At 61.0% G+C, this 26,038-nt stretch carries 18 protein-coding genes; 9 read left to right on the top strand and 9 right to left on the bottom strand.

The features are described from left to right. From HMPREF1257_RS04255 to HMPREF1257_RS04245, 3 genes are all read left to right on the top strand, one after another. A partial coding sequence (locus tag HMPREF1257_RS04255; protein ID WP_023024123.1) for an IS1249 family transposase occupies positions 1 to 1,091 on the top strand: 1,091 nt, incomplete at its 5' end. 768 nt (positions 1,092 to 1,859) lie between these two features. Then, positions 1,860 to 2,642 carry a putative nucleotidyltransferase substrate binding domain-containing protein gene (locus HMPREF1257_RS04250; RefSeq protein WP_023025943.1) on the top strand — a complete coding sequence of 261 codons (783 nt, stop codon included), beginning with the start codon at positions 1,860 to 1,862 and terminating at the stop codon, positions 2,640 to 2,642. A 111-nt stretch (positions 2,643 to 2,753) separates the two neighbouring features. After that, positions 2,754 to 3,473, top strand: a complete 720-nt coding sequence (locus tag HMPREF1257_RS04245) for a TetR/AcrR family transcriptional regulator (RefSeq protein WP_023025941.1) — start codon at positions 2,754 to 2,756, stop codon at positions 3,471 to 3,473. A gap of 37 nt (positions 3,474 to 3,510) precedes the next feature. On the opposite strand, the gene HMPREF1257_RS04240 is transcribed toward HMPREF1257_RS04245, so the two are convergent. The 5 genes from HMPREF1257_RS04240 to HMPREF1257_RS04220 are packed head-to-tail and all read right to left on the bottom strand — an operon-like array spanning position 3,511 to position 9,103. Continuing rightward, complete coding sequence (locus HMPREF1257_RS04240) at positions 3,511 to 4,128, bottom strand: hypothetical protein (RefSeq protein ID WP_023025939.1); 618 nt, start codon at positions 4,126 to 4,128, stop codon at positions 3,511 to 3,513. Between the two features lie 32 nt (positions 4,129 to 4,160). Further along, positions 4,161 to 5,150 carry a hypothetical protein gene (locus tag HMPREF1257_RS04235; protein ID WP_023025936.1) on the bottom strand — a complete coding sequence of 330 codons (990 nt, stop codon included), beginning with the start codon at positions 5,148 to 5,150 and terminating at the stop codon, positions 4,161 to 4,163. 31 nt (positions 5,151 to 5,181) lie between these two features. Then, positions 5,182 to 6,714 (bottom strand): bifunctional phosphoribosylaminoimidazolecarboxamide formyltransferase/IMP cyclohydrolase, encoded by a 1,533-nt coding sequence (gene purH / locus HMPREF1257_RS04230; protein ID WP_023025934.1) that lies wholly within the window; start codon positions 6,712 to 6,714, stop codon positions 5,182 to 5,184. 27 nt (positions 6,715 to 6,741) lie between these two features. Beyond that, complete coding sequence (gene purN / locus HMPREF1257_RS04225) at positions 6,742 to 7,350, bottom strand: phosphoribosylglycinamide formyltransferase (RefSeq protein ID WP_198010497.1); 609 nt, start codon at positions 7,348 to 7,350, stop codon at positions 6,742 to 6,744. A 22-nt stretch (positions 7,351 to 7,372) separates the two neighbouring features. After that, positions 7,373 to 9,103 carry a DUF6350 family protein gene (locus tag HMPREF1257_RS04220; protein ID WP_198010495.1) on the bottom strand — a complete coding sequence of 577 codons (1,731 nt, stop codon included), beginning with the start codon at positions 9,101 to 9,103 and terminating at the stop codon, positions 7,373 to 7,375. 517 nt (positions 9,104 to 9,620) lie between these two features. Between HMPREF1257_RS04220 and HMPREF1257_RS04215 the strand changes: the two genes are divergently transcribed. The 3 genes from HMPREF1257_RS04215 (at position 9,621) to HMPREF1257_RS04205 (ending at position 13,446) form a co-directional block, all read left to right on the top strand. Then, on the top strand, positions 9,621 to 10,376 hold the full coding sequence (locus HMPREF1257_RS04215; protein WP_023025928.1) for a M23 family metallopeptidase: 756 nt from the start codon (positions 9,621 to 9,623) through the stop codon (positions 10,374 to 10,376). Positions 10,377 to 10,624: 248 nt separating this feature from the next. Continuing rightward, positions 10,625 to 12,265 carry a histidine-type phosphatase gene (locus tag HMPREF1257_RS04210; RefSeq protein ID WP_023025926.1) on the top strand — a complete coding sequence of 547 codons (1,641 nt, stop codon included), beginning with the start codon at positions 10,625 to 10,627 and terminating at the stop codon, positions 12,263 to 12,265. Positions 12,266 to 12,687: 422 nt separating this feature from the next. Continuing rightward, entirely contained in the window at positions 12,688 to 13,446 is a 759-nt protein-coding gene (locus HMPREF1257_RS04205; RefSeq protein WP_023025924.1) for a M23 family metallopeptidase, read from the top strand. Here the strand turns inward: HMPREF1257_RS04205 and pcrA are convergent. Continuing rightward, positions 13,443 to 15,986, bottom strand: coding sequence for a DNA helicase PcrA (gene pcrA, locus HMPREF1257_RS04200; RefSeq protein WP_023025922.1), 2,544 nt, complete (start codon positions 15,984 to 15,986; stop codon positions 13,443 to 13,445). The genes HMPREF1257_RS04205 and pcrA overlap by 4 nt on opposite strands. 97 nt (positions 15,987 to 16,083) lie before the next feature. Here pcrA and HMPREF1257_RS04195 point away from each other — a divergent pair, with 97 nt between their 5' ends. From HMPREF1257_RS04195 to pgi, 3 genes are all read left to right on the top strand, one after another. Further along, complete coding sequence (locus HMPREF1257_RS04195; protein ID WP_005279891.1) at positions 16,084 to 16,407, top strand: chorismate mutase; 324 nt, start codon at positions 16,084 to 16,086, stop codon at positions 16,405 to 16,407. 65 nt (positions 16,408 to 16,472) lie between these two features. Then, entirely contained in the window at positions 16,473 to 17,819 is a 1,347-nt protein-coding gene (locus tag HMPREF1257_RS04190; RefSeq protein ID WP_023025920.1) for a Na+/H+ antiporter family protein, read from the top strand. Between the two features lie 97 nt (positions 17,820 to 17,916). Continuing rightward, positions 17,917 to 19,554, top strand: coding sequence for a glucose-6-phosphate isomerase (pgi, locus tag HMPREF1257_RS04185; protein WP_034659313.1), 1,638 nt, complete (start codon positions 17,917 to 17,919; stop codon positions 19,552 to 19,554). Positions 19,555 to 19,761: 207 nt separating this feature from the next. On the opposite strand, the gene HMPREF1257_RS04180 is transcribed toward pgi, so the two are convergent. From HMPREF1257_RS04180 to HMPREF1257_RS04170, 3 genes are all read right to left on the bottom strand, one after another. Further along, the gene (locus HMPREF1257_RS04180; RefSeq protein WP_023025916.1) at positions 19,762 to 20,187 is read right to left on the bottom strand and encodes a YccF domain-containing protein; all 426 of its coding nucleotides are present in this window, start codon (positions 20,185 to 20,187) and stop codon (positions 19,762 to 19,764) included. Between the two features lie 35 nt (positions 20,188 to 20,222). Then, a complete protein-coding gene (locus HMPREF1257_RS04175; protein WP_023025914.1) occupies positions 20,223 to 21,029 on the bottom strand; it encodes a DNA-formamidopyrimidine glycosylase family protein in 807 nt (268 codons plus the stop codon). Between the two features lie 70 nt (positions 21,030 to 21,099). Next, the gene (locus HMPREF1257_RS04170; protein ID WP_023025912.1) at positions 21,100 to 26,028 is read right to left on the bottom strand and encodes a DEAD/DEAH box helicase; all 4,929 of its coding nucleotides are present in this window, start codon (positions 26,026 to 26,028) and stop codon (positions 21,100 to 21,102) included. Positions 26,029 to 26,038: the final 10 nt, after the last annotated feature.

The raw sequence follows: 26,038 nt of genomic DNA, 5'->3' as shown, positions 1-26,038 counted from the left end.
ACTGCGGAAGCTCCCTAACGCGCCAACGAACTGACCATACCCAGTCCCGGGACTTCCGCGCCTTCTACCGCTACGCGGTATCTACAACGTCATTGAACCAGCTCGCTCAGCAACAAGGAATAAGCCGGTGGACTCTCAACCGCCGGTTTGAACCCTTTTGGCTTATCGATATCCCTAATACCCCGGACCCTCACCGAATCTACGACCAAATCTTCATCGACGGCACCTACACCGCGGCAGGCTGCCTGCTTGTCGCAGCAAGCCATGACCACGTCATTGCCTGGCACTGGGCTAAAAAGGAATCCACCGACGCCTATATTCAATTACTTAAAAACATAGCGCCACCGTTATGCGTCGTACTTGATGGCGGACTCGGCGCCCAATCAGCCATCGCAACATGCTGGCCACACACACCAATCCAGCGCTGCCTAGTCCATGCCCAACGCGTAATCCGCCGATACACCACCAGCCGGCCACGCACCGATGCCGGCAAAGCCATCTATGGCCTAGCACTGCAATTAACCAAAATCAGCACCCTAGACCAAGCACGGGAATGGACGAAGAACCTGCATGACTTCGGCCAGGTCTATAAACACTTCCTTTCCGAGAAAACCCTGACCCCTACACACCGCCGCAGGTCCAACCGTAAGTGGGAATGGACCCATTTACGCGTTCGCCAAGCCTATAAATCACTGCGAAACCTTTCGCAGAAACAACATCTATTTACCTACCTTAAGCCACCACCACATGCTCTTATGCCACAGCGTTGGGTAGCAACGACAAACAGCCTCGAAGGCGGAGTTAACGCCCCGCTCAAACGCATCGCTGATGCTCACCGTGGAAGAACAGGAGAACGACAACGCAAAATGCTGGAATGGTACCTGTATTCACAAACACAACTGCCTGACGACCCATTAGAGATCGCCAGGCAGTGCAATTTCGGGCAAGACCAACTCGCCAAAGTCCAAGGCCTTACCCCAGAAGACCACAACACAGCCGACCCGGAAACAGGCCGACCAGCCTTCTACGACAACGCTATCCCAACCGAATACTCACACTCCATAGGAATCAGAAAAGGACCCATGAAATGACAAAAGGCGCCCAACCGACGACACGCCCACCAGACACACATTTTGCTACTTAACCCGCAACACCAGCCGCGGGTTAAACGACAAAATGTGTTGTTTTCCGGCGTGTCGGGTTAAACGACATTTTGTGTTGGTGGACTGCGTGGTTTAGGGCATGTGGCCTTTGCGTATTCCCATAGAGTGGTTATAGGCACTGTCGAAAGTTGCTGGTCGGCCGTATTCACGGCCGCTGGTGGCTTGCGTTTCTTGGCTGGCTAGGGTGTGTGCTTTGGCTAAGGCCTGGCCTCTGATGCGTCCACTTTCCTGGCTCAGCCTCTAGCGCGAGTGACAGTGGCTTTACAGGCGTTCCATCGCCATCGCTGGCGGATTGATGCTTGTAGTCCCGTATTTTGGTGCACGCCCTGCTACAGACGGGGCATCGAGGATGATTCTTACTCATCCATTCATCGTGAACCTCGGCGCCTAGCACATCAGCACGCCCCCGGTGGTATTTCAGGCCCGAGACTGCGTTATCCCTCCGGATAAGTGAAATAATCCTAATACCAGCAGGCCAGACTGGCTAAACATATAACTTCACCAACACATCCTGTCGTTTAGGCCCCAGCCGCAAAACTCGTCCACGAACGCCCACTGCCACGGACGCGACGAACCCGCTGCACACTCCCCCCAAGCGCTACTGCGCTTTCACATAAGTGTTACATTTATAGCAATCCTGCGCCGCACAACTTTTAGAAGCGCACCGCTTTGTAATGAGTGAAAGGCAGTGACTGTATGGCCCTGCACCAATCCCTTCTCGATCTTTCGGAGCTTGCTCCCCATTGCCAATCCCGGGCAACCGCTCGCGGCTTGTTGGCGGAGGCACAAGATGTCTTGCGCAATGCGGTAGCGCACCAGGATGATGAGATTGAATTAGCCTCCTGGTTTTCGCGGCTACTGACAGACATCGTGCGCGCCCCAGGCGTGGACGCGGATGTCCGGTTAACCGGCGCGGCGGCGCGCGGGGATCAGCTGCCCAGCATGCCCATCGAGTGGATGGGAGAAGACAGCGACTTGGAGTCTGTTTTTCGCGATGTTGGCCTAGAGGTGCACCAAGCAGCCGATTCCATGGCAGCGCGCGTCGATGCTGGCCTGCCTTTAGGCCACGGCGGCGAGCAGGCGTTGTTGGAGGAGGCGTTGGCCCAGCGTCCGCCATTGCTCCAGCGCGTTGGCGGTTTGCCCGATCGCAGCGCGGCCGTGGATATTAAATCCATGCTGTTATCCCCCATCGCCGCCATTGCGCGGTGGGCGGCACCGGGGCCGCGACCTACGGTCGATCGCCTCGCCATTGGTCAAGAACGCGGAATGCTCACAGCGGAGGACGCAGAGACCTTGGATCTTGCGTGGCGCACAGGGTATTCGGTAGAAATGCGACGCTGGTTCGACAATGTGCACGGCCGCGAATCCACGCTGCAGGATCTCCCGCCGCTGGAGCGCACGGCCTATGGCACAGCTTGCCGCATGGTGTCTGCGACCTTCGAATCCATCTCCCAACGCGCCGCGGATGGCGCACATTAAAATCGCCACAAAATGCTGTGGCCATGCATGCGCTCCGCGCCGTCTGGCTGCGGGGCTGTAGAGTTGTTGAGTAAAAGCATTTTCTGCTGAGAGAAAGGAGGCGTCCGCCGCATGTCAGGAAACGTCGGTAGGCCGCGTAAACATAGCCCCCGCCGCAGAGGCAATAGCGCCCGGGAAGAGATTCTGGACGCCTCCTCAGAGTTATTTACCACCCAGGGCTTTGCCACGACGTCGACCCACCAAATCGCGGACGCGGTGGGCATCCGGCAGGCATCGCTGTATTACCATTTTCCCTCCAAGACGGAGATTTTCCTCGCACTGCTTAATTCCACCATCGAGCCCTCGCTGGAGCTTGCCGATGAGCTGGTAGATTCCGATGCCGAACCCGAGCAGCGCCTGTGGTCGCTGGTCGCTGCGGAATCGCGCCTTTTGCTCACCAGCGGTTGGAACGTCGGCCGGTTGTACCAACTGCCGGTGGCCAATTCGCCTGAATTCTCGGAGTATCACAGCTCCCGCGAGCGGCTGGAGAACCACTTCCGTACCACCGCCGCCGCGATTGTGGGCGATGCGGATCCGCGCATCGAATTGCCCTTCCACGTCGCGCTGTCTGTCATCGAGATGCGCCCCAATGATGGCACGCCTCCCTATGCCGCGGCCCAGTCGGTTCCGGAGACTGCCGCCATGCTTGCCGATGCCGCCCTTGCCGTCCTCGGCGCCACAGTCCCCGAGGACGCCGAAGCCATGACGCTTGAGCTACTGAAGAACCGCAATGACTCGATTTCTGCGGCTGCGGCGGCCGCTGCTGATCGAAAGAAGAAAAAGTCCCGTTAACCTCTTCCTTGCGTCGTCGTTAACCACTTACCAGTGGTTAACGTTGCCAGGATTGAGTAAAGTCCGCGGTGGCGGCCAGTCCGCCGCCTTCGCGCACGCTAATCCCGCTGGGGGTTACGACAATGGTCGAGGGCGTGGCATCCACGTAGTAGTTGCCACTATCTTGGCCAATGATTGGCCCGGTAAACTCGCCGCCGAAGATGGTCGACCGGTAGGTCAGCGTTCCTCCCGTGTTTTCGCAGACAATCGCTCTGCCGTCTGGACCTTTGCCTGCGAAGACGACGCGCTCAAAACGATGGCAATCGGCGTAGGTATTAATATCGGTCCAGCCGTACTCACCCAGGCCATCGATGAGGTCACCTCCGCCACCATTATTGTTTTTCGGTGGCTGTGCCTGCGCCTGTTCCTGTTCGGTTTCGGTCACCGTCACCACGGGTGGTTCTTTCTCCTCGGTTTCCGGGGACTCGGTCGTCGAGGTTTCTTCTGCGGAGATATCCGTCGTGCTCTCTACGGTGGTCATGCCGCTGTCACCAGAAAATTCGGGCTGCTCCCCATCCGTTCCATTGCTGCAGGCGCTTAAAACGATGCCCGCAGTCGCTACCGCGCCGAGGCGCAGTCCCCAACGCAAACCTGAAGTTAGATTAAAGTGCGGCATGATAAGTCCTTTCTCACAAGCCGGGGTGAGGGCTAACAAGCTGGGGTCGGCCAAGCAACGTCGGCCTTGGAAAGATCGACCGCCATGCCCGAAAGTATTGGTTGGGCGGAGGCGTATTGACCATCGGGGGCCGAGGCGATGAGTGCTACCGCAACCTCGCGGCCGCCGATGGTGGCAAGACCCATCTGCCGCACATCATAGCCGCCGGCGGTATCTGGGCCCCAGCCACCTTTAAGGGCAGCACCCTCTAGATTGCGTAGGCCATAGCTTTGGGCGGGGTCGGGCGTAGACATCGCGCTGAGGATGGGCTCCGCACCGTTGACGCAGCGCAGCTTCGCCATGAATGCGGCTTGGTCGCCCACGCTCCACTGCGTTTGTCCAAAGGCGCTAAATTCCGGGCGGGTGACCTGGCTTTGTACCTGGGTGGTGGTATCGCCGGCCTCGGCAAGTACTTGTTGCGCGGCCTGGGCGGCTTGTGCGCCACCGCCAAGTGCGTCCCAGGCGGATTGCGCCGCCTCATTATTGGAATAGGTAATCGCGGACGTGACCACGTCCGGGCCAATGAGCCCTGCGCGATGCGCGGCGATGAGCACCGGCACCTTGGAGGTGGACCAGGCGGTTTCGGGCGCGGTGCGCCCGGCTGCAACGGTAGTGGTGCCATCCGACACCGCGATGCCCACATTCCCGTAGTTGGCGGCGATGCGGTCGAGTTCGCTTTGCAAATCACCAGCCACAGCCGGCCCGCCATCTTCGGCAGCTTTCGCGGCATCGGATTGGGCATCAGCCGGCGCAGCCTCATCCTGCGCTGCGGCATCGCGAGGGCTATCCTCCCTATCCGCCCTATCCGCCGTGCTCTCCGTAGAGCGCGACGTCGCCTGCTTGGCGATGCCCGGCTCTGATTCCGGCTCCTGCTCGCCCTGCCCGCACGCGCTAAGACACAGCGCCCCGGCGATCATTAGGCCGCCGAGCGCCATGCGTCTCGGTGTAGTACGCCTCGGTGCGGTGTGGGTTGGTGCGAACATGGCCAGGCTCCTTAGGTCTCGGGCGCTATCGCTAGTGAGCGAAGTGGCGCGTTCCAGTGAGATACATCGTAACACCAGCGGCCTTAGCTGCCTCGATAACTTCTTCATCGCGGATGGAGCCGCCGGGCTGGACAACGGCTTTGACGCCGGCATCGAGAAGCACCTGCAAGCCATCGGCGAAGGGGAAGAAGGCATCGGAGGCGGCGAAGGAGCCTTGGGGGCGGTTGGTGGCATCGGCAAGCGTATTGGCGCGCTCGACCGCAAGCTTGGCGGAATCCACGCGGTTGACTTGGCCCATGCCCACGCCCACGGTAGCGTTGTCCTTGGCCAGCAGAATCGCATTGGACTTAACCGCGCGCACCGTGCGCCAAGCGAATTCGAGCTGGGCCAAGTCCTCGTCGCTCAGGGCCTCGCCCGCTGCCAGGGTCCAGTTTTCGGGCTTATCGCCCTCGGCCTGGTAGGTATCCGGTTCTTGGCGCAGCACGCCGCCGGAGATGTACTTGCGCTCCTCGCCCTGTTCCTCTGGCTCGGCCAAAAGCACGCGCAGGTTCTTCTTGCTCTGCAGGATTTCCAGCGCCTTATCCTCATAGGCGGGTGCGACGATGACCTCGGTGAAAATGCCCTTGACCTGCTCGGCCATCTCTACGCTGACCTCGCGGTTGACGGCGATGACGCCGCCGAATGCGGACATTGGGTCGCAGGCATGCGCCGCGCGGTGGGCTGCAGCGATGGACTCGTCCGATACGGCAATGCCGCACGGGTTGGTGTGCTTGATGATCGCGACGCAGGGCCGCTCGTGGTCCCAGGCCGCGCGCCACGCAGCATCGGCGTCCTGGTAGTTATTGTAGCTCATTTCCTTGCCGTTGAGCTGCTTGGCGTTAGCCAAACCCTTGGTGCCAATCCGGGTCACGGTGGCGGCCTGGTGGGAGTTCTCGCCGTAGCGCAGCGAGGTGGTCTCCTCGCCTTCGCTGAGCTGGTCAACGAACCATGCGGAAACCGCCGCATCGTAGTTAGCGGTGTGGAGGAAGGCATCGCGGGCAAGCCCTCGGCGCTGGTCAAGGCTAAATCCACCCTCTTCAACGGCCTGGGTTACCTCGCCATAGCGCGCCGGATCCACGACCACGGCAACGGACGGGTGATTCTTGGCCGCCGCGCGCACCATGGAAGGCCCACCGATGTCGATCTGCTCCACGCATCCATCGAAGTCCGCGCCGGAGGCTACGGTTTCCTGGAAGGGGTACAGGTTGACCACGACGAGCTGGAAGGGCTCTACCTCAAGCTCATTGAGCTGCGCTAGGTGGTCTTCCTTGCGGGTATCGGCCAGAATCCCGGCGTGCACGCGCGGGTGGAGCGTCTTGACGCGGCCTTCCAGGCACTCGGGGAAGCCGGTTAGCTTTTCAACCGGGGTGACCTCGATTCCCAGGTCTGCAATCTTCTTGGCGGTGGAGCCGGTAGAGACGATCTCTACGCCTGCCTTATCAAGTGCGCGGGCCAGATCCTCCAGCCCCGTCTTGTCGTACACGCTAATGAGTGCGCGCTTTACCTGCTTGCGGTCTTCGCTCATGAGGAGGATTAAGCCTTTCGAAAAGTCTTAGTCTGCGAGTTGAATAAAAAGTTCCTCGCCGCGGGGCTGCGCCGCGCGCAGCACATCGACGATGAGTTCGCGCTCTACCTTTTTAATGCGCTCGTGGAGGCTGGCCTCATCATCGTCTACCCGCACGGCCACCGGCCGCTGCGCAATGATGGAGCCGGTATCCACGCCCGCGTCCACGAAGTGGACGGTAGAGCCTGTGACCTTCACGCCGTATTCCAACGCATCGCGCACCCCGTGCGCGCCCTTAAACGCGGGCAATAACGCCGGGTGGGTATTGATGGTGCGACCTTCGAAGCGGCGGAGGAAGCCCTCCCCCAAAATCTTCATAAAGCCTGCAGAAACAACAATGTCTGGCTGCGCAGCAGCTACTGCATCAGCCAGACATGTATTCCATTCGGCACGGTCCGCGCCCATTTCCACGATCTCGGTATCGATATCGCGTTCTCGGGCGCGGTCAATACCTCGACACGGCTTATCCGCCACCACTTTCACCACACGGTAGCGCCCATCTTGGGCATCCAAGATGGCTTGCAAAAGCGAGCCCGTCCCAGAGACAAGCACGACAACTCGTAGGCGATCAGTGGCAGCAGTAGCGCGTGGTGGCATCGGTGAAGTCACGCGCTATAGCCTAGTCCCTCCTACCGCTTTCAGTAGAATCTGCCGCGTCAGGGTTGCCCTCATCTGCGTCCTCTTCCACGAGCTCGCCTTCCAGGATCTCGGGGTCTTCAGCCGCTTCGCGCTCGCTGCTTTCCGATGCCCCTTCTTCCCCACCATCGCCCGCGGTACTTTCCGCGTCATCGTCGTCGTCGCTGTCTTCAACGACCTCCCCTTCGATGACCTCGTCGGTGCTGTCTGCGCTGCCCTTGGATTCTGCGGCAGCGTCATCGTCGTCGGCTGCATCCTCTGTTTCTTCCGCAGCGGACTCAGCGGCATCGCCGTCACTCGACTCCGATTCATCCTCGTCGGATTCGCTTTCCCCAGATTCGGCATCAGCATCGTCGGCTTCAGCATTTTCTGCATCGTCCGTGTCCACATCAGACCTCTCTGCGTCAGCGGTGTCCTCTGCAGCCGAATCTTCTGCCGACTCTTCGGTACCGTCTGAATCCTCTTCGGTAGCCTCCGCCTCGGCTGCACGAGCGTCCCGCCAAGTCATGAACGCAAAGGCTGCCGCGACGGCCAAACCGACGACGGCGAACCACAGCGCGGCAAGGCCGGCAGCGGTCCACAGGTGCGGGCCGGTGTGGCCGTAATAGCCCAGCGTGCCGCTGACCAGGTAGCACGCGAAGAACATGATGACCGCGGTAGCCACCGTAGCTGCAAGCACCTTCTGGAAGGATGGGCGCTTCTTATACAAGGACAGCGTCGCCGCGATGAGGGGAACCACCATGAACACAACCGCCCACCCCGGCGAGGAGGCCGGAATGCCACCGGTAATCGGCAGCGGCGGCAGCGGAACAAGGTGGGTGCTAAAAAGGCTTACCTGCGCTTCTCCTGCCGAAAACTCCGACCCCACCAGCACTGCTCCGGTGCTGACGATGGCATTAGGAATATACAGCAGACTCAACAAGATGAGGGTGAAAATTCCCAGCCCGGATATGGAAGGGTACTCATCCATCATCTCCCCTTGGCGCGAGAAGTTGACGATGAAGACCAGCACGAAGACTACTGCCGCGCCAATGGCGAGGTAGGCGAGGTAGCGCAGGGCAATAAGGGCGGCATCGACAAGCAGCGGCGGGGCGCCATAGCGCTTAGCCAATGCGCGCCACAAGCGGGTACCCATGCCCGCTGCCATCGCGGTCAAGTGCACCACGATAACCCGGGCCAGCGCGGCAGCAAGGTTGGGCGGGGAAACGTCAAAGACCTTGCCGGCATCCCACAGCATCACCCAGGCAATGCAGGTCAACACCACGGGGACGCCAACCACGCAGGCGACGAGTATGGCTAGGTCCTTCACGCTGACTTTGTGTTTTACCGCGGCGCGCACGCGCACCGCCACCACCGTGGCGAGGATGAGGGCGGGCAAGGCAGGCAAGAACGACAGGTCCACCCCGGCCGCCGATACCGGCGCGAGGTTAAAGACCATCCACGCTTCCGCCACGATGGTGGGCAACCATGCGAGGGGCGATCCAAAGAGCAAGAGCGCGCCAAAAGCGAGCGCCACAATAATAAGGACAACAATAATATTCGGCAGGGCCGCCGACATGAATAATTGGCGGATGCGCCCCGCTTTCGTCAGCGGGGCCGGAGTGCGACGGGCCTTCGCCTTCGACCCAGCTTTGCGCGCGACGCGTTCTGCGGAATTGTGCGGCTTTTGCGTCGCTGTGGCGTGGGGCGCACGAGGGGCGCGCTCTGTCTGCACTGTCCGGCCCCGCGCCTGGCTACGCGGGCGGGGCGTTGACCGAGATTGGGGGCTGGTGTTTTTGTTCATCGGCGTCCACTTTGCCACCTTTTGCGCGCGGTAGCGGGGTGGCGCGACGAGGCACTTCCAAAATCACCGTGGAGTTCTTCAGTAACTACTGTAGACATATATATAAGGAATGAAGTTTTCCCCCTTATCCCCCACTGGCCACAGTAATTTCACGCCACGGCGCCTCCGCAACCGGCTCCGAAGGCGCACTGTTACAGCTTCGGGGCTACCACGGGGGCTTGGTTTTAAGAGATTTATATCGCACTATGCGTAAAATTCTCCAGAAGTTGCCTGCATGTAGGCTTATTCCAGACCAGCGCGAGAAAATATTCACTTTTGGCTTGCTGTTATCTTTTTGAGACGCTACTGTTACATCTCGTTGGTAACAAGAAGGTCACAATCTCGTAACTAACCCAGAGACGATGTAACGCTCTTTTTGAAGATTGTGAAAGACACGAAAGAAGATTTAATGCGAAGCAAAGTTCAGCGTGGCGCCGGCCGCCATCGCAAGATTGTCACCTCGCAGACCACAAAGGGTCGTATCGCTGTCATGACCGTTGCAGCCGGTGCCGTGTCCACCGCCGGCGTAGGCGGCGCAGCTGCCGCAAACGTTGAGTCCGACAACACTGCATCTACCACCACCACGACGCAGTCTGTCGACTACAAGCTTGCCGCTGATACTTCCGAGGTTAATGACGCCCCAGCCGGTTCCTCCGATGCTGCGCCGCAGATCCTCAACGTGGCTGAGGCAAAGCCGGTCACCAACCTGGTTGACCAGCTGAGCAAGTCCATCCAGGCTTCCGCTGACCGCGCCGCCGAGGACCTTGCAGCTCGCGCCCCTTCCATTGCCCGCCCCGCTGAAGGCGCCTTCACCTCTGGCTTCGGCCCGCGCTGGGGTTCGTTCCACTCCGGCGTTGACATCGCCAACGCCATCGGAACCCCCATCCTTTCCATCATGGACGGCACCGTTATCGATTCCGGCCCAGCCTCCGGCTACGGCCAGTGGATCCGCATCCTCCACGATGACGGCACCATGACCGTATACGGCCACATGCAGACCCTCGACGTTGCCGTGGGCGAACACGTGCACGCAGGCCAGAAGATCGCTGGCATGGGTTCCATGGGCTTCTCCACCGGTTCCCACCTCCACTTCGAGGTTCACCCGAACTCCGGTGACGCCGTTGACCCACAGGCATGGCTGGCCGAGCGAGGCATCCAGCTCTAAGAGCCTTCTTTCCTTCTTGTTCAAGCGCCGCAGATATCCCCTGCGGCGCTTTTGCTATACCTAGCGGCACCCTTCCACCTCCGCTCGCTCGCAACCGCAAAAATCAATCCCCGTTCGCCAACGCGTCGTACACACCGCCTAGGGCCGAAAAGTATTCCCGCAATTTACCTACATGCCATGTGTTTGCAAGATGCGGCCCTTAAGCTGTCAGCTGTCTTTTTATCCAGCCCTCCACAAGGAATACTCATATGCGGACACGCACTCTCTCCCTCATCACTGCCCTTAGCTGTGCCCTCGCGCCCGCACCAGCTCTAGCTTCCGAAGGCACCACCTACTACTCCACCAAGCAGCATTACCAGCCACAGGGATCAAGCTACGCCGAAGCCCCCAGTGGGTTTCGCCAGATTTACACCTCAACGGTAGATCGCCACGGATCCCGCGGGCTATCAAGCTTTAAATACGACGACCTCGCACAGCAGATGCTGGAGTATGCCCAACAACGCGGTCAGCTCACCGAGCTCGGCACAAAGCTCATCCCGCAAGTGGAGGCCATGATAACGGTAAACCAAGAGCTATCCGGTGGCCCTGGCCAAGAAGCCGGTTATGGAAACCTGACGGAAGTGGGACGAGAAGAGCTCGGGGGCATCGGCAAGCGCAATGCACAACGCAATGCGGAGCTACTGGGATCGATTGCTGCCGAAGACCTCAAGGTGAGCTTTACTTCCTCAGGAGAGGACCGCGCCAATGACTCTGGGTGGAACTTCGGGGAAGGTCTACTGGAACAGTCTCCCGCACTGGCTGAGCACTTGGATGATGAAATGACAGACGGCCACGTCAACATCGCCGCACGCCCTGACCTGATGTACGCACACAAGGATAAAAACGCTGCATCCTATCAGCGCTATACGGAGTGGAAGGACTCTCAGGTTTTACAGGAAAAGGTACAACAGGCCTACGCCAAGCCAGAGTCACAACAGGCTGCACGCAGCTTACTGGCTAAGATTTTTGCGCCGGAATTTATCAATGCTTTAGCAGATGGTTCCATTCACTTTTCCGCCCGAGAAAAGGAAGATAAATCCGTTGAAGGCATCGTCGATGCGGCCTTGCAGTTTTACAACCTATACATCATCGCTCCAGCTTTGGAGCACGAGGAAAAGGCCCCGGCGGAGGGGTGGATCTTTGATGAGTACATGGACGATACTAACGGACCGACCTTCGCGTACCTGCTTGACGTAGAAGACTTCTACGAGAAAGGCCCAGCTATCCAGGGCCAGACAGTTGCCTACGACAACTATGAACCACTGCTCGAAGAGATGATTAGAAACGTTGAGGACCGCGCTGCTGGCGGCGAGGTAGCCGCCAATTATCGCTTCGGCCACGCTGAGACAATCATGCCGCTTGCCGCGTTACTGAAGCTGCCCGGTTCCGAGCAGGGTGTCCCAGAAGATGATTTATACAGCTGGGATAACTCCGCTTGGCGCGGTGATGCCGTCTCGCCGATGGGAGCGAATATTCAATGGGATGCATTCCAAAATGATCGCGGAGAGACCCTCGTGCGGATGCTCTACAACGAAAAGGAAATCCCATTCCACGATGGCTGTGAGCCCATTACCGCCGACTCAACTTTTTATACTATCGAAGAGCTGGCAGATTGCTTGCCCTTAGGCTCCACCTCAGATCACTCTCAAGCCCACCTCATAGACGCTGAAGACGCGACAGATCACCAGCCACCGGTTGCTGATTCCCTCTCTTCCAAGCCGCAGTTCTGGGGGATCATCGGTGCCCTTGCGGGCGCACTGGCCATCGGTATAGGAATCGGTGCGGTCAACGCTTTCGGCCCACAAATTCAACAGCAACTGCAGAATTTTAGCAGTCAGCTCCCTTTCTAGCGCCCTTAGGGATGGCCCCGCCCGACGGGGCCACAAGACGCTTTCAGCCGAGTCCAGTACAGGGCCTTGTCGCAGGTAGACGGCTTTTTACGGTCCTTCCCCAGCGCTCAAACCACCCTACCCCCCGATAGCTACCCCCAGAGCTTAAACCAGTACTTCAAACCTGCAACTTTAGCCACTTTCGTAACACGCGCAACAAGCTGGCATGTTCGAAACTTTTCGAATGATCGTGGTTTCTACCAGCATTTTTCCAGATTGCGCGGCACCCATGGGCAGGCTAACTTTTAACTCGTTGCCACAAGCGAACGCCAAATGGGGTATTTCCATTCCCCGGCGTGTCGCAGGGGGCAGTTGAAAGACGCCAAACCTTTAAGGTTTGCACGCCTCGAGACCATGCACAGCCATGAAAAGGACTTAAACTTATGAAGCGCATGAACCGTGCACGCAGGAATGTAGCGCTAAGCATCATCACGCTTGGCACCGTTTTTGCTACCGGCACCTCCGCTTTTGCTGCTGATCCAGTGGCCAGCGTGGACGTTTCCAATGGCTCCTCTGAGCCCCAAGCCACCAACGTCGATAACGCGGGCGTTATCGACGCCGCCGTCGGCCTCGCAAATACCGCCGTTGGTGTGCTCAACGGCGATGCCACCCCGAAACTTAGCCAGAATGACTCCGGCGGGGTCAACATCGTCTTAGACCCTTCCTCCGTTCCTGGCCTGGGAGAGGCCTTCGCTCCCGAGGGAGACCGCTCCGGCCTCACCCCTGAGCGTGGCAAGGACGCATCTGGTAATACGGTGGTCTTCCCCACCTCCGGCACGTTGACTTCAGGCTTCGGCATGCGCTGGGGCGCGATGCACAACGGCATCGACGTAGCTAACCCAGTCGGCACACCGATCCACTCCGTCATGGACGGCACAGTCATTAACTCCGGCCCGGCACAAGGCTTTGGCAACTGGATTCGCATCCAGCACGTCGATGGCAGCATCTCTGTCTACGGCCACATGCCCGCCAACTCGCTGCGCGTCAACGTGGGCGACCACGTTTCGGCCGGCGACCACATTGCGGATATCGGCAGTGAGGGCCACTCCACCGGCCCGCACCTGCACTTCGAAATTCACCCAGGCGGCGGCGCAGCCGTTGACCCAGTGGGCTGGTTCGACGAACGCGGGATTTCGGTCTAGAGCTTTTCCATCGGCACGCCGCCGATGAGCATGAGCCGCACCTTGCCGGAGGAACCAAAGTCCACGGTCACCGTGGCGCGGGCACCGGAACCGGCCGTTTCAATCACGGTTCCGAGCCCGTACTTCGCGTGGTTGACACGGTCTCCTACCGCAAGGTTGAGGTTCTTATTCTTCGGCATGGAATTAGCTGCAGGCTGGCGAGTGCGTTGCGAAGGGGAAGACGTAGCGCGCTGGCCAAACCCAGCACCCCCACCACCGGAATAGCCGCCGCTAGAACCGCGGCGATAGCTCCGGCCATACTGATAGTCATCGGCTCCCCAGGAACCGGTGAGGTCACTATCGGAATCCTCTCGCCGCCAGTCGATGAGATCCTCTGGGATCTCGGCGAGGAAGCGACTGGCGGGATTGGTTACCGGATTGCCCCACGCAGAGCGCAAGATGGCGCGCGTGAGGTACAACTTTTCGCGGGCGCGAGTGATACCCACATACGCCAGGCGGCGCTCTTCGCTCAATTCCTTCGGGTTACCCAGCGAGCGCATGTGCGGGAATTGGCCGTCCTCCCAACCGGCGACAAAGACGACGGGAAACTCCAAGCCCTTCGCCGTATGCAGGGTCATCATGGTTACTACCCCGGTCTCAGAATCCGGAATCTGATCCGCATCCGCAACTAGGGAGACCTTCTCCAAAAAGGCTTGCAACGAGCCCGGCGCGGCTTCGCCTTCTTCTAATAGCTCATTGGGATCGACGGCATCCGCACCAGCGGCGGCCATCTGGTTGGCGGCCTCCGAGGTAAATTCGCGGGCCACGGAGACCAGCTCATTGAGGTTATCAAGACGCGCGCCGTCCTGCGGATCGTTGGAATTTTCTAACTCCGCCTTGTAGCCGGTGGCATCCAGGATGGCGGTGAGCAATTCGCCCAAATCGGGCTGGCCGGTTACCTCATCGCGCATGCCTGGGATTTGTGAGCGGATGCCATCCATCATGTCGTTGAACTTGGTAACGGCATTAACGGCGCGGGTGCCAAGGCCGGGGACGTCGCCCCGAGGGACATCGGCAAGCGCCTTGCCAAAACTTATCCCCTGGTTCTCCGCGTGCAGGGCAATCTGGCCCTGGGCTTTATCACCAATGGCGCGTTTGGGAACGTTGATGATGCGGCGCAGGCTCACCGTATCGTCCGGGTTATCCATAATGCGCAGGTAGGCCACCATATCGCGGATTTCGCGGCGCTCATAAAAGCGGGTTCCGCCAACGACCTTATAGGGGATGCCGGATCGAATGAAGATATCCTCCAGCGCGCGGGAGGCATTATTCGTCCGGTACATCACGGCGATATCGGAGTAACTATGGCCCTTATCCGCCAGCGCATCAATCTCCGCGGCGATAAAGCGGGCTTCATCGTGCTCATTATCCGCCACATACCCCACGATGGAATCGCCATCGCCATGCGCGGTCCACAGGTTTTTCTCCCGACGGTTCTCATTTTTCGCAATCACGGCATTGGCCGCGTTCAAAATGGTCTGCGTGGAGCGGTAGTTCTGCTCCAATAAGATGGTGTGTGCTTGCGGGTAATCGCGCTCGAATTCCTCGATATTGCGGATGGTGGCGCCGCGGAAGGCATAAATGGACTGATCGGAATCACCCACCACGCACAGCTCTGGGGCATCGGGGCCCAGCTCACCCTTGCCCACCAACGCTGCTACCAGCGCATATTGGGCGTGGTTGGTGTCCTGGTACTCATCAATTAGCACGTGCTTAAACCGGCGGCGGTAAAACTCCACCACCTGGCGGTGCTCGGTGAAAATGCGTACTACTTCCCCGATGAGATCGTCGAAGTCCACCGCATTGGCTGCCCGCAGGCGGCGCTGGTACTCGGCGTAGACATCCGCCACGGTTGTCTCAAACGGATTCTTGGTCTGCTGCGCTTTTTCGGCCGCTTCATCCGGGCCCACGAGCTCATTTTTGTGGTTGGAGATTTGGTTCGCCAGCACTCGCGGGGTGTACTTCTTCAAATCCAGCTGCATGTCCTTGGCAATCATGGATAGAAGCCGGCGGGCATCATCGCCATCATAAATGGTGAAGTTGGTATTAAGCCCCGGTACGAGCTGCGCGTTCTGGCGCAAAATACGCACGCAGATGGAGTGGAAGGTAGATACCCACATGCGCTCAGCCACCGGTCCTACCAAAGAGCCCACGCGTTCTTTCATCTCTGCGGCGGCCTTATTGGTAAAGGTAATGGCGAGGATTTCCCACGGGTTAACCCCGCGGTGACGCATGAGGTACGCGATGCGGCGGGTAAGCACCGCCGTCTTACCGGAACCCGCACCGGCGACGATAAGCAGGGGCCTGCCGGTATGGGTGACCGCCTCTAATTGCTGCGGGTTCAAACCTTGGGTTAAAGGATCGGACTCCGCGGGCCTGGGCGTGCTACCAAAAGGGTTCTGCTGTTCGGGCTGGCTAGGGGCAAAGCCGCCGCGGGAGGTAGTGCCGGATGCGGGTTCGCGCGGGGTGGAAGAAGGGCTAAATGGAGAGTTATTCGTCATAATGCCTACCAACCTACTAGTCCCACCGGACATGGCCGGTATTTGCGGCATACACTGCGCTTTCTAAATACCTGACCAAGTGGCACAATAAGGGACCATGACCGCTGAAGATAATGAATCCATCGTTGACAATGGCTTGGATATCCGCACGCCCACCGGCACGGATGATCCCCTATCTGATGCGGAAATCCAGCAGTATCGCGAGGAAATCAACCGCCTGGACCAGATCATCTTGGATGCCGTCAAGCGCCGCACCGAGGTCTCCCGCGCGGTGGGCCGCACCCGCATGAGCTCCGGCGGAACGCGCCTGGTACACACCCGCGAGATCGCCATCCTCAACGAGTTCCGCGCCGAGCTTGGTGAGGAAGGCCCCACCATCGCCTCTGCCTTACTGCGCATGGGGCGCGGCCGCCTGGGGTAAAGCCACCACTCAACCACTCGGATTAATTACGGGCTAACCCATACTATGCAGTACGCTTTCGGGGCATGAACGCAGTACTCATCGCCGTCATCGTCATGCTCGCGCTCACCCTCCTGCGCGTGCACGTGGTGGTGGCGCTTTTCATCGGCGCAATCGTCGGCGGCCTGCTATCCGGCATGGGCCTCGATGCCACCATGCTCGCCTTCCAAGACGGTCTTGGCGGCGGCGCCAAGATTGCCCTGAGCTATGCCCTCTTGGGCGCCTTCGCGATGGGTGTTGCCTCCGCCGGGCTGCCGCAGATCCTGGCCAACTTTCTCATCGCCAAGCTCGGCGGCACCGGCGAATTAGATCCCAAGGCCGCCGCCACCACCAAGTGGATGCTCGTTATTGGCCTTATCGCCATGGCCGTGATGAGCCAGAACCTCATCCCCGTCCACATTGCCTTCATCCCGCTGCTCGTCCCGCCGCTTTTGGCGGTGATGAATAAGCTCAAGCTGGATCGACGCCTTATCACCACGTGCCTGACCTTCGGCCTTATCACCACCTACATGTTCATCCCGGTGGGGTTCGGGTCCATCTATTTGAACGATATTTTGCTCTTTAATATCGAAGAGGCCGGCCTGGATACCTCCAATATCAATATTATGCAGGTCATGGCCATCCCCGCCCTGGGCATGCTCGCCGGCCTACTCATCGCCATCTTTATCAGTTACCGCGCACCGCGCGAGTACGAGGATCGTCCCATTGCCGCCGAAGAGCACCAGGAAACGCCCTCGCGGTATAAAATCTGGGTCTCCATCCTGGCGATTATTGCCACCTTCGCCGTGCAAATCATCATGCAGGCGCTCGATTTCGAATCCGATGGCCTGCTCGTCGGTGCTTTGACCGGCCTGGGCATCTTGCTCATTTCCGGCGCGGTGGATTGGAAGCACGCCGATGACGTATTTACCAACGGCATGAAAATGATGGCTCTTATCGGCTTTATCATGATCACCGCGCAGGGCTTTGCCTCCGTCATGACGGCGACGGAGGAAGTCGGCCCGCTTGTCGATGCCACCGCCAACCTCTTTGGTACCCATAAGTTCCTCTCCGCAGGCGCCATGCTCTTAGTCGGCCTGGTGGTCACCATGGGCATCGGCTCGTCCTTTTCCACCCTGCCCATCATCTCCGTTATCTACGTTCCCCTGTGCGCCTCGCTCGGCTTTAGCCCCGCGGCCACGGTGGCGCTCATTGGTACGGCGGGCGCGCTTGGCGATGCCGGCTCTCCCGCCTCCGATTCCACCCTCGGCCCCACCGCCGGCCTCGGCGCCGATGGCCAACACGATCACATCCGTGACTCCGTCATCCCTACCTTTATTCACTTCAATATCCCACTACTTATCGCCGGCTGGGCGGGCGCCCTCATCCTCTAAACGCCACACTTTTCGCGGTCCCGTTGGCACTCATTCTCGACTACGGTGGGAGGGGTACACATTGCCAATGCGCTCGTCGCCAGAAAGGCCAATTGCCATGGATATCACCGCATCGTCCCAGTGGAAAGACCTGGTCAAGGTTTATGAAGAAAAGCAGGACCTGCGCCTGCGCGAACTCTTCGCCGCAGACGCAAACCGCGCCGAGAACTACACCTTCGACGCCGCCGGCCTGCACGTGGATTTATCCAAAAACCTCATCGATGATGACGTCCTCCAGCACCTAGTCGAGGTAGCCCGCGCCGCCGATGTGGAAGGCCGCCGCGATGCCATGTTTGCAGGCGAGCATCTCAATAACACCGAGGATCGCGCCGTGCTGCACACCGCCTTGCGCCTGCCGGTAGAAGATGACCTGCACGTCGATGGCCAAGATGTCGCCGCCGATGTCCACGAGGTCTTGGGCCGCATGCGCGATTTCGCCACCGCCCTGCGCTCTGGATCCTGGTTGGGGCACACCGGCCACACCATCAAAAAGGTGGTCAATATCGGCATTGGCGGTTCCGATCTCGGCCCCGCCATGGCCGCACAAGCCCTGCGCTCTTATGAGGTGGCCGGCATTTCCGCGGAGTTCGTCTCCAACGTGGATCCTGCCGATATGGCCGCCACCTTGGACGGGCTCGATGCCGGCTCCACCCTCTTTATCGTCTCCTCTAAGACCTTTACCACCCAGGAAACCCTGACCAATGCCCACGCGGCACGCCGCTGGCTCATCGATCAATTCGATGGCGATGAATCCGCCGTAGCCAAGCATTTCGTGGCCGTATCTACCAATGCGGAGCAGGTGGAGAAATTCGGCATCGATACGGAGAACATGTTTCCGTTCTGGAATTGGGTGGGCGGGCGCTATTCCCTCGATTCCGCCATTGGCCTGTCCTTGATGTGCACCATTGGCCCGATGGACTTCATGCGCTTTTTGGAAGGCTTCCGCGCCATGGATGAGCACTTCCGCACCACCCCGCTAGAGCGCAATGTGCCCGTACTCATGGGCTCGCTGGGCATCTGGTACACCAATTTCTTCGGCGCCCAAACCCACGCCGTCCTGCCTTACTCACAGGATCTCGGCCGCTTCCCGGCCTACCTGCAACAGCTGACCATGGAATCCAACGGCAAATCCGTGCGCCGCGATGGCACCGCAGTGACCACTGGAAATACCGGCGAAATCTATTGGGGCGAGCCGGGCACCAACGGTCAGCACGCCTTCTACCAGCTCATGCACCAGGGCACCCGCCTCATCCCAGCGGACTTCATCGGCTTTGCCCGCCCCAAGGAAGACTTCCCCACCGCGGACGGCACCGGCTCGATGCATGACCTGCTCATGGGCAATTTCTTCGCCCAAACCAAGGTGTTGGCCTTTGGCAAGACGGCCGAAGAAATCGCCGCCGAGGGCGTTGAGAAAGACCTCGTGCCGCACAAAGTCATGCCGGGCAACCGCCCCACCACCACGATTATGGCCGAGGAGCTTACCCCCTCCACCCTGGGCGCGCTCATCGCGCTCTACGAGCACATCGTCTTTACCCAGGGCATCATCTGGGATATCAACTCCTTCGACCAATGGGGCGTGGAGCTGGGCAAGCAGCAGGCCAATGACTTGGCCCCTGCCGTCTCCGGCAGCCAAGAGGTAGATTCCGGCGACCAGTCCACCGATAAGCTCATCGGCTGGTACCGCGCCAACCGTTAGTTCCGGCCCCAGCCGTGCCTGGGTCATGCGCCGCGTGCTCGGGCACCAAAAATGTCCAAAACAACCGCGTTCTTAAAAATTTCGCCCTCAAAAAGAGACAAACGCGGTTGTTTTGGACATCTTCGTGCCTAAGCACCACAGATCACTAAAGCGCCCGCCCTGAAGTGACGTTTCGCTTCGGGCCAGGCGCTTTCAGGCAAGGTGAATTTACAGCTTCACCATCGGCTGCCAACCGGCTGGGATGTTCTTCGAGCTAACAACCTTGCGGCCGAACGGGAAGCAGGTCACTGGAATCATCTTGAGGTTGGCCCAGGCAACGGGGATACCGATGATGGTAATCGCCTGGATAACGGCGGTAACGACGTGGCCAATGGACAGCCACAGGCCAGCGATGACGAACCAGATGACATTGGAGATGGCAGACATTCCGCCGGTACCCTTGCGTGGTTCAACCACGGAGCGACCGAACGGCCACAGGGCGAACTGGCCCATGCGGAACGAGGCAACGCCCGCAGGAATCGTCACGATGAAGATGCAGGCGATGATGCCAAAGAGGAAGTAGCCCAGCGCAAGAACGATGCCGCCGGAGAGTAGCCAGATGATATTGAATACAAGATTTAGTAGTGATCGCATGCCCGCCAGCTTAGCGCGAAAAGCGTAAAGAAACCTTAGAGCGGCTGGCAGTGCGGGCAGAACCAGATGATGCGCTCTAATTCGCCCTCGTCCCCACCGCGATCAACGCCGCCCAGGGAATCCTTCTGGATGATGGTGCCGCAACGCAGACAGCGCTTGCGATTGCGCCCAAAAACATAGGTAGTCTCCCCGGCGCGGCGCACGCCGGTGGTCACGCGGATGGGCGAGTTGCGGTTGGCCCACATGATGCGCTTGCCGATGTCCACTACCTGTTCCACATCCACCTCTGCCACCGGGGTGGCCGGGTGAACGCCGGCGAGGAAGCAGATTTCGGCGCGGTATTCATTGCCAATGCCCGCAACGACCTTCTGGTCCAAAAGCGCCGTGCCGATGCTCCGATCGGGTCGCGCGCGTAAACGGCGCAGCGCCTCCTCGCGGTCCCAGTCGGGATCCAAGATATCCGGCCCAAGGTGCGCGATGCGGCTAAAGTATTGATCCGCGTCGAAGATATCGACAAAGCCCAACCAGTGGCCTACGAGTTCAATATCGCGCGGGGAATGAGCCAGTTGCAGCACGATGCGCGCGCTATGGCCGGGCTTGCGCCAGCGGTCGCCGGCGTAGTGGATGGCCCAGGTGCCCTCCATCTTTAGGTGGGTATGCACGATGGTCTGGTCGAATTGCACGAAGAGGTGCTTGCCATAGGGCCACACGCGCTCACAGATGGTGCCGGTGAGGTTTACGGTAGCGTGCTGCGGCACGCGGACGGAACAGCCGGTGACCTCGCGCCCGGTCATAAACTGCAGGCGGCGCGAAAGTTGTAGGACGGAATCGCCTTCGGGCATGGGGGATGGCCTCCTTCCGTGGGCCTCAGACACAGTGGCTCCACCAAAATACACCTGCGGGCGTGTAGCGCTAGCGACGGTATCCACCGCGCGGGCGGAAGCCACCGGAATTGCGGGGTGGCGGAGGCGGGGGCGGCTCGTCGAAGCTGAGCTCCTCGATGGCCTCGGAGGCACGCCTGCCGCCGCGCAGGCCGCCACGCGAATCACCGCGAAAATCCTCCGGCGAGCCGTCCTTCGCCCCGTGGCGCGGGACCCGCGGCGGCGCGGCCCGCCTGGCAATGCGCACGCCCTTCGGCGTGATTCCGGCCCCCAGCGAGCGCAGGATGCTAGCGGCCGGGGTGTGGTGGATGGGGTTGCCATTGCACTTTTCAATCACCAGCGGCGACATGTGCCCGGCGGCGATGAGTTCTGTGAGCGCGGACAGGAGGCGGGCGTAGACGTCGGTGGTCTCGATTCCATCGGGCAGCGCATCGATAAACGTGGTCAAGGTCTTGCCACCGCGGGTGAGGTGGGCAATGGGGAGGCCATCACACAACACGACCAGTGCCCCGGCGGAACGGGCCGGCCCGCCGGTGGCTTTGCCACCCGGATCATCGCGCTGCGGCCAAGGCAGCGCCGCACCGTAGGGGTTGGCGGGATCCACGGCGGCGAGCACGAAGGTCTCTGGATCGGTGGTGCCGGACGGCCAACCGGTGACATCGGGGGAATCCGCTAGGCCGCGGAGGCGATCGATAATGGCCGGGGTGGAAAACTGCGCGGCGCCGAGATCCTCGATGACATAGCCGCGCATGGCCTTGCCGGATTCCTCAAAGCCGGACAGGACCTTATAGGCCAGCGCGAAGCCGCCGAGGACGTCTTCTGCCACCACGGAGCCGCGGGTGACCACGCCGTAGCGATCCAGCCAGGCCTCGCCGTGCGCCACAGAGCGCGAGGTGGCGTCCTGGGCGGCGGGCACCGCCAACGACCAGCGGCCGAGCATATCGGGTGGGGTCTGGCCGGCGCCGCCAGTGGCGTTCTGGGTCTGGGCGAACGAGGTGCGGCCCATGCGCAGTCGCGAGCGCGTGGGGCGCCGCTTGGAGCGGTGGGCGGTAGAGCCGCGGCCGGCGCGGGAAGCGCCGCGCCCGCCTGCCGATAAGCGCGTGCGGATGGGGGCGAAGGAATCCGGGCTGGCCAGGCCTATTTCCACCAGCCCCCAAAGGGCCTCGCGGGTTTCTTCGGCGGTACCGGGGACCTCGGCGGCGATATCGGAAAAGAGGAAGCCGCCGCCGCGTTCCAGCACGCTTATAATGGCCCGCTGCAAGATGCTCACGCCCTCCGGATCGGTTTCGGGGGCGAGCTGGGCGGCGTAATCGGCAGGCAGCAGCATCACCCACGGGTCGGCGGCCCCGGCCTTTCCGGCGCCGAGGATCATCACTTCACCATTGGCGGTCAGCTCATCTAGCATGCGGGGCGAATAATCCCCCACGCGGGCGGGCAGAATGATGGATTCCCAGGCAGAGGCCGGCAGGCGTACCCCAGCGAGCTGTTCGATAGCAGAGAAAACGCCATCGGCACCGCGCAGCGCGGGCCGCTTCCCTGCGGGCGCAATGCCGTGCCATTCCGGAAGGAAGCGACCGAAGGCGGCGCCAGAGACCGGCTCGCTATCCGCGCGCGCGGCTGCAAGCGAGCGCGAGCGGATGGTCTTTAGCACCTCGGCGGCGCAGTACTCTTGCTCCTCTATTCCCTGCCGGTAGTGGCCCTCCACAATCGAATCCAGGCCGGCCAGGGTGGTGTGTGCTGCGGAGACGGAAATGCCGAAGGCAGCGGTTAGGTCCGCGAGCACGAACGGGCCGCGGGTGCGCGCCCAGCGGTTGATGAGCTGTGGGAGGGCATCGGCAAGCGTGGCTACCTGGGCGGGGATGCCGGGAGGAATGGGGACCCCGAGGGCATCGCGAAGCAGCGCCGCGTCCTGGGACTGGGCAAGGTGCTCGCGCCCGCCGATGCGCACCCGCATTATCCGCGTGCCCAGGCTATCCAGGGCGGCTAGGGGAACGTCCGTATGCTCGCCCAGCTCCTCAACCGGGATGGGGCCGAGCACGCGCAGGAGATCCGCGACCTCTTCGGTGGTGCGCGCCCGGCGCGAGGGTGCGGTGCGCTGCAGCTGGGTATGGACCTCGTCGATGATCGCGGGATCCAAGAGCTCGCGCAGCTCCACCGTGCCCAGCAGCTTGGCCAAGAGCGCTGGGTCAAGGGCAAGGGCCGCCGCCCGCTTTTCCGCCAGCGGGGAATCGCCCTCGTACATGAAGGCGCCGGTGTAATTAAACAGCAGCGAGGAGGCAAAGGGCGAGGGCTGATCCGTGGTGACCTCCGCGATGCGCACGCGGCGGTGCCCCAGATCGCGCATGACCTCCTGCAACGCTGGCACATCGTAGACGTCCTGGACGCATTCGCGCACCGTTTCCAAAATGATGGGAAAGGACGGATACTTGCGGGCGACGTCCAAAAGCTGCTCGGCGCGCTGGCGCTGTTGCCACAGCGGGGCGCGCTTGCCGGGATTGCGGCGGGGTAAAAGCAGCGCGCGGGCCGCGCATTCGCGGAAGCGGGAGGCAAAAAGGGCGGAATTGCCCACCTGCTCGGCTACGACATCGGCAATATCGTCGGCGTCGAAGGCAAAAATCGTGCCATCGGGATCGGCCTCGCCCTCGGGCAGGCGCAACACGATGCCATCATCGCCGGCCACCGCCTGCGGGTCCATGCCGGTGCGCTCGCCCACCCGCGCGCCCACCGCCAGGGCCCAGGCGGAGTTGACCGGCCGGCCAAAGGGGGTGTGCAGCACCACGCGCCAATCCCCCAGCTCATCCTTGAAGCGCTCGAGCACGAGCGTCTTTTCATCCGGAATAATGCCGGTGGCCGCCTGCTGCTCGCGCAGGTAGGACAAGATATTGCTGCGGGCATTGTCATCAGCATCCGCGATTATGCCCGGGTCCGTATTTACCTCGCGGCGGTACTCGCCCAAGGCCTGGCCCAGCTCATAGGGGCGCCCGGCACCATCGCCATTCCAAAACGGCAGCCGGCCCGTATGCCCCGGCGCGGGCGTGACCAAAACTTGATCGCGGGTGATCTCCTCGATGCGCCAGCTGGTCGCGCCCAGGGTAAAGACATCGCCCACGCGGGATTCATAAACCATCTCCTCATCGAGCTCGCCCACACGGCGCGGGGCCTTGCCCGATTCGCCACCGCTATAGAGGAAGACGCCGAACATACCCCTATCCGGGATGGTGCCGCCGCTGGTCACGGCCACGCGCTGCGCCCCCGGCCGCGGGGTCATCACGCCGGAGACGCGGTCATAAACCACGCGAGGTTTCAGCTCCGCAAAATCCGTGGACGGATAGACGCCGCTGACCAGGTCGACCACGGAGTCATAAACCTCGCGGGCCAGCTCGCGGTAGGGATGGCTGCGCTTGACGATGTCATACCAGTCATCCGCGCTTAAGCCTTCCTCGCCCGCGGCAGCCACCGCCGCCACGGTCTGCTGCGCGAGCACATCCAGCGGGTTGCGCGGGGTATGCATCTTCTCGATCATCCCGCCACGCATGCGCGACACCGTCAGCGTGGCCTGCACCAGGTCCGCGCGGTGCTTGGGATAAAACGCGCCGTGCGATACCGCGCCCACATGGTGCCCGGCGCGGCCCACCCGCTGCAGGCCCGAGGCCACTGAGGGCGGCGATTCCACCTGCACCACCAAATCCACCGCGCCCATGTCGATGCCCAGCTCCAGCGAGCTCGTGGCCACCACGGCTTTCAGCGTGCCTTCCTTTAGCATCGTTTCCGTCATGGCGCGCTCGTCCTTGGACACCGAACCGTGGTGGGCCCGCGCGATGACCGCCGGCGCCTTGCCCGCAACGTGCGAATGCGCCATCAGCTGGGCAGGATCGCGCCGAGTTTCCGGCGAGAGCGAATCCGGGTCATATTCCTGCGCGTATTGCTCATTAAGCCGGCTGGTCAGGCGCTCGGCGCTGCGCCGCGAATTTACAAAGACCAGCGTGGAGCGATGCGCCATGATGTCCGCGTAGAGATCCTGGGTAATAAACGGCCAGATGGAGTTCGCGGTGGGCAGCGCGGTGTCTTCTTCCCCGCCGAAGTCCTCCACGCCGAATTCTTCCCCGCCGTCGCCGCTGCCTTCCGGCCCGCCGGTAATGCCGATGGCATCATCGACGGTGAGCTCTCCGATGGTCGAGCCCGCCTCCGGCGTGGGAAGATCCGACATATCCTCGACCGGCACGCGCACATCCAGATCCCACTTCTTGTGGGCTTCCGGCGCCACGATTTCCACCGGACGGTTGCCTCCCAAGAAATCCGAGACGGCCGAAAGCGGGCGCACCGTGGCAGAAAGCCCAATGCGCTGAACATCGCCCGCAATCTCTTGCAGTCGCTCCAGCGTCAGGGCGAGGTGCGCGCCACGCTTGGTGCCGGCCAGCGCATGGATTTCATCGATAATAACGGTATCGACGGTTTTCAAAATCCCCGCCGCCTTCGAGGTCAGCATCAAATACGCCGATTCCGGGGTGGTAATGAGGATATCCGGCGGCTTGCGCACCTGCCGGGAGCGCTCTGCCGAGGGCGTATCGCCCGAGCGCACGCCCACGGAAATATTCGGCACCTCCAACCCCAGCTTTTCCGCGGTGCGCGCAATGCCGGTTAGCGGCGCCCGCAGGTTATTTTCCACGTCCACGCCCAGCGCTTTGAGCGGCGAGATATACAGCACCCGCACGCCCGTCGCGGAGCCGGAAGCATTGCCTACCGGCAGGGTCAATTGTCCTTCGCGCTCCACCAGGTTATTCAGCGCCCATAAAAACGCCGCGAGCGTCTTACCAGAACCGGTGGGGGCAACCATCAGAGCGTGATCCCCGCGGGAAATCTTGTCCCATGCCTGGGCTTGTACCGCGGTGGGAGCGGCAAAAACATCCTGGAACCACTGCGCCACTTGGGGGCGAAAGCGTTCGAGGATGTTTTCTGGCATGACCACACTC

The organism is Corynebacterium sp. KPL1814, from assembly GCF_000478175.1.
Lineage (GTDB): Bacteria > Actinomycetota > Actinomycetes > Mycobacteriales > Mycobacteriaceae > Corynebacterium.
This window is presented reverse-complemented; position numbering and strand designations above follow the sequence as displayed.